Genomic DNA, 1,799 nt, shown 5'->3' with positions numbered 1-1,799 from the left:
GGTGGAGCGCTTAGAAGTGAGAATGCCGGTATGAGTAGCGAAAGACAGGTGAGAATCCTGTCCACCGAATGACTAAGGTTTCCTGGGGAAGGCTCGTCCTCCCAGGGTTAGTCGGGACCTAAGTCGAGGCCGAGAGGCGTAGACGATGGATAACAGGTTGAGATTCCTGTACTAGTTATATTTGTTTGAACGATGGAGGGACGCAGCAGGCTAAGGAAGCGCACTGATGGATATGTGCGTCCAAGCAATAAGTCTGAAGTTGAGTTAAATGCTTAACTTTAAGGACAAGTTGTGATGGGGAGCGAAATTAAGTAGCGAAGTAACTGATGTCACACTGCCAAGAAAAGCTTCTAGTTAGAATATAACTACCCGTACCGCAAACCGACACAGGTAGTCGAGGAGAGTATCCTAAGGTGTGCGAGAGAACTCTCGTTAAGGAACTCGGCAAAATGACCCCGTAACTTCGGGAGAAGGGGTGCTGACCGAAAGGTCAGCCGCAGTGAATAGGCCCAAACGACTGTTTATCAAAAACACAGGTTTCTGCAAAATCGTAAGATGACGTATAGGGGCTGACGCCTGCCCGGTGCTGGAAGGTTAAGAGGATGAGTTAGCTTCGGCGAAGCCCAGAATTGAAGCCCCAGTAAACGGCGGCCGTAACTATAACGGTCCTAAGGTAGCGAAATTCCTTGTCGGGTAAGTTCCGACCCGCACGAAAGGCGTAACGATTTGGGCACTGTCTCAACGAGAGACTCGGTGAAATTATAATACCCGTGAAGATGCGGGTTACCCGCGACAGGACGGAAAGACCCCATGGAGCTTTACTGTAGCTTGATATTGAGTGTTTGTATAACTTGTACAGGATAGGTAGGAGCCGTAGAGACCGGAACGCTAGTTTCGGAGGAGGCATTGGTGGGATACTACCCTCGTTGTATGAACACTCTAACCCTCGCCACTAATCGTGGTGGGAGACAGTGTCAGGTGGGCAGTTTGACTGGGGCGGTCGCCTCCTAAAAGGTAACGGAGGCGCCCAAAGGTTCCCTCAGAATGGTTGGAAATCATTCGCAGAGTGTAAAGGCACAAGGGAGCTTGACTGCGAGACTTACAGGTCGAGCAGGGACGAAAGTCGGGCTTAGTGATCCGGTGGTTCCGTATGGAAGGGCCATCGCTCAACGGATAAAAGCTACCCTGGGGATAACAGGCTTATCTCCCCCAAGAGTCCACATCGACGGGGAGGTTTGGCACCTCGATGTCGGCTCATCGCATCCTGGGGCTGTAGTCGGTCCCAAGGGTTGGGCTGTTCGCCCATTAAAGCGGTACGCGAGCTGGGTTCAGAACGTCGTGAGACAGTTCGGTCCCTATCCGTCGCGGGCGTAGGAAATTTGAGAGGAGCTGTCCTTAGTACGAGAGGACCGGGATGGACATACCTCTGGTGTACCAGTTGTTCTGCCAAGGGCATCGCTGGGTAGCTATGTATGGATGAGATAAACGCTGAAAGCATCTAAGTGTGAAGCTCACCTCGAGATTAGATTTCCCATTCCTTTATGGAAGTAAGACCCCTGAAAGATTATCAGGTAGATAGGTTGGAAGTGGAAGTACAGTGATGTATGGAGCGGACCAATACTAATCGGTCGAGGACTTAACCACAAAGTGGTGTGAAACGGTGTACGGCTTAAAAATCAATGATAAATATTAGCTAGTTTTGAGAGAATAAGTTTTCTCAAAAAAAGAGTGTGGTGGCGATAGCAAGAAGGATACACCTGTTCCCATGTCGAACACAGAAGTTAAGCTTCTTAGCGCCA

2 rRNA genes (1 of these 2 running past the window's edge) are annotated in these 1,799 nt (G+C 50.0%); both read left to right on the top strand.

Annotated features, from left to right (window positions below):
• A 23S ribosomal RNA gene (locus tag AC1RPH_RS07510) occupies positions 1 to 1,644 on the top strand; it begins 1,375 nt to the left of the window's first position.
• 85 nt (positions 1,645 to 1,729) lie between these two features.
• Positions 1,730 to 1,799: ribosomal RNA gene (rrf, locus tag AC1RPH_RS07505) — 5S ribosomal RNA — on the top strand; the annotation flags it as partial.

The sequence above is a fragment of the Dellaglioa sp. CoH-57-MRSF-16 genome (genome assembly GCF_056782055.1).
The sequence above is the reverse complement of the archived record's forward strand: the minus strand, read 5'-3'. Positions and strand labels throughout refer to the sequence as shown.